General features: G+C 67.4%; 7 protein-coding genes. All 7 read left to right on the plus strand.

Annotation, left to right across the window (positions count from 1 at the left end):
• Positions 1-616, plus strand: a 616-nt coding sequence (locus B8460_RS15900; RefSeq protein ID WP_048862591.1) for a nitrogenase component 1, incomplete at its 5' end; no start/stop codon positions are given.
• Positions 616-2,070, plus strand: coding sequence for a chlorophyllide a reductase subunit Z (gene bchZ, locus B8460_RS15905; protein WP_048862592.1), 1,455 nt, complete (start codon positions 616-618; stop codon positions 2,068-2,070). The genes B8460_RS15900 and bchZ, both read left to right, overlap by 1 nt.
• Before the next feature lie 147 nt (positions 2,071-2,217).
• Positions 2,218-2,436 carry a light-harvesting antenna LH1, beta subunit gene (gene pufB, locus B8460_RS15910; RefSeq protein WP_048862593.1) on the plus strand — a complete coding sequence of 73 codons (219 nt, stop codon included), beginning with the start codon at positions 2,218-2,220 and terminating at the stop codon, positions 2,434-2,436.
• An 11-nt stretch (positions 2,437-2,447) separates the two neighbouring features.
• Positions 2,448-2,633: a light-harvesting antenna LH1, alpha subunit gene (gene pufA, locus B8460_RS15915; RefSeq protein WP_048862594.1), complete on the plus strand. Its 186-nt coding sequence runs from the start codon at positions 2,448-2,450 to the stop codon at positions 2,631-2,633.
• Between the two features lie 118 nt (positions 2,634-2,751).
• The gene (gene pufL, locus B8460_RS15920) at positions 2,752-3,576 is read left to right on the plus strand and encodes a photosynthetic reaction center subunit L (RefSeq protein ID WP_048862595.1); all 825 of its coding nucleotides are present in this window, start codon (positions 2,752-2,754) and stop codon (positions 3,574-3,576) included.
• Positions 3,577-3,597: 21 nt separating this feature from the next.
• A complete protein-coding gene (pufM, locus tag B8460_RS15925) occupies positions 3,598-4,575 on the plus strand; it encodes a photosynthetic reaction center subunit M (protein ID WP_048862596.1) in 978 nt (325 codons plus the stop codon).
• Positions 4,572-5,585, plus strand: a 1,014-nt coding sequence (gene pufC, locus B8460_RS15930; RefSeq protein ID WP_048862597.1) for a photosynthetic reaction center cytochrome PufC, incomplete at its 3' end; no start/stop codon positions are given. The genes pufM and pufC, both read left to right, overlap by 4 nt.

Below are 5,585 nucleotides of genomic sequence, written 5' to 3' on the forward strand. Positions count from 1 at the left end.
GGGCGTCACCGCCGCGCGCATCGACGCGGCGAAGGCACAGGCGCTGGCGCCGCTGCGCGGCATGCTCGACGGCACGCAGACGCGGGCGCGCGTCACGCTGTCCGGCTACGAGGGGTCGGAGCTGCTGGTGGCGCGGCTGCTGGTCGAGGCCGGCGCCGAGGTGCCATATGTCGGCACCGCCTGCCCCCGCACCGAATGGAGCGAGGACGACCGTGCCTGGCTGCACGCGCGCGGGACGCATGTGCAGTATCGCGCATCGCTGGAACAGGACGTCGCCGCCATGCGCGACGTGAGCCCCGACCTTGCGGTCGGCACCACGCCGCTGGTGCAGCAGGCGAAGGAGCTGGGAATACCGGCGATCTACTTCACCAACATGGTCTCCGCCCGGCCGCTGTTCGGACCGGCCGGCGCGGCAGCGATCCCGGCGATCGTGGCGGCGCAGACCAAGGGCCGCGAGCGGTTCGGCCGCATGGTCAGCTTCTTCGACAGCGTCGGCGCCGGCGAGGCGACCGGCTATGGCTGGCGCGGCAAGCCGGAGGCGCACCCGGCGGCGAAGGAGCGCATGCGCAAGCTGCGTGAGGCCAAGGCGAAGGCCGAATCGGCGGTGGGCGTCTGATGCTCGTCATCGATCACGATCGCGCCGGCGGCTACTGGGGCGCCGTCTATGCGTTCACCGCGGTACGCGGCCTGCGCGTCGTCATCGACGGGCCGGTGGGATGCGAGAACCTGCCGGTGACGGCGGTGCTGCACTATACCGACGCGCTGCCGCCGCACGAGTTGCCGGTCGTCGTGACGGGATTGGGCGAAGAGCAGCTGTCGATGAACGGCACCGAGGACGCGCTGCGTCGCGCCAACGGCACGCAGGACGCCGACCTGCCGGCGGTGGTCGTCACGGGCAGCATCGCCGAGATGATCGGCGGCGGCGTCACGCCCGAGGGTTCGGGTCTGATGCGCTTCATCCCGCGCACCATCGACGAGGATCAGTGGCAGGCCGCCGACCGCGCCATCTACTGGCTGTGGAGCGAGTTCGGCGCCAAGGTCCGCAAGGCCGCGCCGCGCAAGCGGCCCGAGGGTGCCAGGCCGCGCGTCAACATCATCGGCCCGATCTACGGCACCTTCAACATGCCGTCCGACCTCGCGGAGATACGCAGGCTGGTCGAGGGGATCGGCTGCGACATCAACCTCGTCTTCCCGCTCGGCGCGCATATCGAAGACATCAAGCGGCTGCCGGACGCGGACGTGAACATCTGCATGTATCGCGAGTTCGGCCGCAAGCTGTGCGAGGAGCTGGACCGGCCGTATCTCCAGGCGCCGGTCGGCCTGTTCGCGACGACCAATTTCCTGCGTGCCCTCGGCGAGCTGACCGGCCTTGATCCCGAGCCGTTCATCGAGGCGGAGAAGCACAGCACGATCAAGCCGATCTGGGATCTGTGGCGCAGCGTGACGCAGGATTTCTTCGCGACGGCGAACTTCGCCATCGTCGCGACCGAGACCTATGCGCGCGGCATCCGGCGGTTCTTCGAGGACGAGCTGGGCATCCCCTGCGCGTTTGCGTTCTCCCGGACGGCCGGGACCAAGCCGGACAACGCCGCGGTGCGGGCGGCGATGCGCGCGACGCCGCCGCTGGTGCTGTTCGGTTCCTATAACGAACGCATGTATGCCGCGGAACAGGGCTGCCGGGCGGTCTATATCCCCGCGTCGTTCCCCGGCGCGGTGATCCGCCGCGCGACCGGCACGCCCTTCATGGGCTACGTCGGCGCGACCTACCTGGTGCAGGAATTCTGCAACGCGCTGTTCGACGCGCTGTTCCACATCCTGCCGCTGTCCACCGACATGGATCGTGTGGAGGCGACGCCCGCGAGGGCCACGCCGGCGGTCCGGTGGGACGCGGACGCGCTCGCGCTGCTCGACACGCTGGCCGAGGCCGAGCCGTATCTGGTGCGGATCTCCGCCACCAAGCGCCTGCGCGACGCCGCCGAACGCAGCGTGCGCGAGGCGCGCGAGGGTCGCGTGACGATCGAGCGTCTGCGCACCGTCATTGAATCCGTGATGCACCGGAGCGCCGCATGAGCGGCGGCCACATCGCATCGCGCACCCCGATCCGCCCGGCCTCGCCGGTCGGAGACTGCATCGCCGTCCGCCTCGGCGGCGATGAGCCTGCCGCAGACTGGACGTGCGGCAACGGGCAGGAATGCCCGCAACCGGAGGAGACTGGTAATGGCGATCGTTGACGACGCGGCCTCGAAAACGGGGCTGACCGAAGGCGAGGCGAAGGAGTTCCACCGTATCTTCATCACGAGCTTCGTGGTGTTCACGGTGGTGGCGATCATCGCCCACTTCCTGGCCTGGCAATGGCGTCCCTGGCTGCCTGGGCCGCAGGGCTACACGACGTCGATGCTCGACGGCGTGAATTACGTGACGTCGTTCCTGGCGTAGGAGGCAGCACAATGTGGCGTATATGGCTGATCTTCGATCCGCGCCGGGCGCTGGTCGGACTCTTCGTGTTCCTGTTCGCTCTGGCTCTGCTGATTCACTTCATCCTGCTCAGCACCGACCGGTTCAACTGGCTCGAAGGCCCGCATCACATGGGTGCGGCATCGCAGATGTCGCAGATGCCGGCACCGGCACACTAACACCTGCCAGGCTACCGGCGGGCGGCGGGACCGGCGCTTTGCGGGCGGTCCCGCCACCCCCGGATCTTTCGACGGCAACCGCCGCGCGGCGCGCTGCCAGAGGCTGGAGGAATGGGCAATGGCGATGCTGAGCTTCGAGCGCAAATACCGGGTGCGTGGCGGCACGCTGATCGGCGGCGACCTGTTCGATTTCTGGGTCGGTCCGTTCTTCGTGGGCTTCTTCGGCGTGACCACGGTTTTCTTCTCCGTTCTCGGAACGGCGCTCATCATCTGGGGGGCCGCGATCGGCCCGACCTGGAACATCTGGCGCATCAACATCGCGCCGCCGGACATCAGCTACGGGCTGGCGTTTGCGCCGCTGCGCGAGGGCGGACTGTGGCAGCTCATCACCATCTGCGCGATCGGCGCCTTCGTCTCGTGGGCGCTGCGACAGGTGGAGATCTCGCGCAAGCTGGGCATGGGATACCACGTGCCCTTCGCCTTCAGCTTCGCGATCCTGGCCTATGTCACGCTGGTGGTGGTCCGGCCGCTGCTGATGGGCGCATGGGGATATGGCTTCCCCTACGGCATCCTCAGTCACCTCGATTGGGTGTCGAACACCGGCTATCAGTATCTGCACTTCCACTATAACCCGGCGCACATGCTGGCGATCACGTTCTTCTTCACGACCGTGCTCGCGCTGTCGATGCATGGCGGCCTCGTGCTGTCGGCGGCGAACCCGCCGAAGGGCGAGATCGTCAAGTCCGCGGAACACGAGAACACCTTCTTCCGCGACACCATCGGCTATTCGATCGGAACCCTCGGCATCCATCGTCTCGGCCTGTTCCTCGCCCTCTCGGCGGCCTTCTGGAGCGCGGTCTGCATCGTCATCAGCGGGCCCTTCTGGACGCGCGGCTGGCCCGAGTGGTGGAGCTGGTGGCTCAACCTGCCGATTTGGCACTGATGCGGGCGAGGGGAGGAAGAAATGGCTGAATATCAAAACATATTCACGCGGGTCCAGGTACACGGGCCGGCCTATCCCGGCATCCCGGTCAGCGGCGGGCGCGCCGAACGCGTGGGCAAGCCGACCTTCAGCCACCTGTTCGGCAAGATCGGTGACGCGCAGGTCGGCCCGATCTATCTCGGCCGGCTGGGCATAGCATCGCTGATCTGCGGCTTCATCGCGTTCGAGATCATCGGCCTCAACATGTGGGCGTCGGTGAACTGGAACCCGGTGCAGTTCGTGCGGCAGCTGTTCTGGCTCGCCCTGGAGCCGCCGCCGCCGGCCTATGGCCTGCGCCTGCCGCCGCTCGCACAGGGCGGCTGGTGGCTGATGGCGGGCTTCTTCCTGACCACCTCGATCCTGCTGTGGTGGGCACGGGTGTATCGTCGGGCGCGCGCCCTCGGGCTCGGCACGCATGTGGCGTGGGCCTTCGCCGCGGCGATCTGGCTCTACCTGGTGCTCGGCTTCATCCGGCCGCTGCTGATGGGCAGCTTCGGCGAGGCGGTCCCTTTCGGCATCTTCCCGCATCTCGACTGGACCGCGTCCTTCTCGCTCCGCTACGGCAACCTTTTCTACAACCCGTTCCACATGCTCTCGATCGCCTTCCTCTACGGATCGACGCTGCTGTTCGCCATGCACGCCGCGACGGTGCTCGCGACCAGCCGCTACGGGGCGGAGCGTGAAGTCGAGCAGATCATCGATCGCGGCACCGCGTTCGAGCGTGGCGCGCTCTTCTGGCGCTGGACGATGGGCTTCAACGCGACGGCGGAGTCCATCCATCGCTGGGCCTGGTGGTTCGCGGTGCTCTGCCCGGTGGCGGGCGGGATCGGCATCCTCCTGACCGGAACCGTGGTCGACAACTGGTACCTGTGGGGCGTCAAGCACGGGATCGCCGCGCCCTACCCGCACATCTGGGGCAACATCGTGGATCCGTCCACGCTTCCGGGGGCGCCGAAATGAGCTTCCCATTACGCATCGCTGCCGCCGTCTTCGGCTGCATCGGCATCATCGTCGTCCTGCTCACCTTCGAGCGACCGCCCATCAACACCGTGCAGCACGGCTATCGCGGCACGGGAATGGACGAGCTCTACAATCCCCGTCTGCTGGCGCAGGAAGCACCCCGCAATATCGTGCCCGCGGGGCTCGCGCCCGCGTCGCCCGAGGGTCCGAAGGCGGGCGCCGTCTACAAGAACGTCAAGGTGCTGGGTGATCTCTCGGTCGGGCAGTTCACCCGGCTGATGGCGACCATGACCAACTGGGTCGCGCCCAAGGTCGGCTGCGCCTACTGCCACAACGGCGCGAACTTTGCCTCCGACGACCTCTACACCAAGCATGTCGCGCGCCGGATGCTGCAGATGGTGCAGTACATCAACGCGAACTGGACATCGCACGTCAAAGGCGTGGGCGTGACGTGCTGGACGTGCCATCGCGGCCAGCCGGTCCCGCAGTATATCTGGTTCCGCAATCCGGGGCCGCCGCACGCGGGCGGCGTGCTCGAGGCGTCCACCGGCAAGAACGTCGTCTCGGTCGCGGCAGGCTATTCGTCGCTGCCTTATGATCCGTTCACGCCGTTCCTGGAGGGCGACGCCTCGATCCGCGTGCAGGCGCAACAGGCCCTGCCGGGGACGGACCGGAACTCGATCAAGCAGACCGACTGGACCTATGCGCTGATGATGCACTTCTCGACCGCGCTTGGTGTCAACTGCACCTATTGCCACAACTCGCGCTCCTTCGGCGACTGGAGCCAGAGTTCGCCGCAGCGGGTGACGGCGTGGTACGGCATCCGCATGGTGCGGTCGCTCAACATCACCTATCTCGACGCGCTGCAATCGGTGTTCCCGCCGGCGCGGCGCGGGCCCGAGGGCGACTCGCCCAAGGTGAACTGCCTGACCTGCCATCAGGGCGCGTTCAAGCCGCTGTATGGCGTGAGCATGATCAAGGACTATCCGGAGCTCGGCATGGTCACTCCC

The sequence above is a fragment of the Acidisphaera rubrifaciens HS-AP3 genome (assembly GCF_000964365.1).
Classification (GTDB): Bacteria; Pseudomonadota; Alphaproteobacteria; order Acetobacterales; family Acetobacteraceae; genus Acidisphaera; species Acidisphaera rubrifaciens.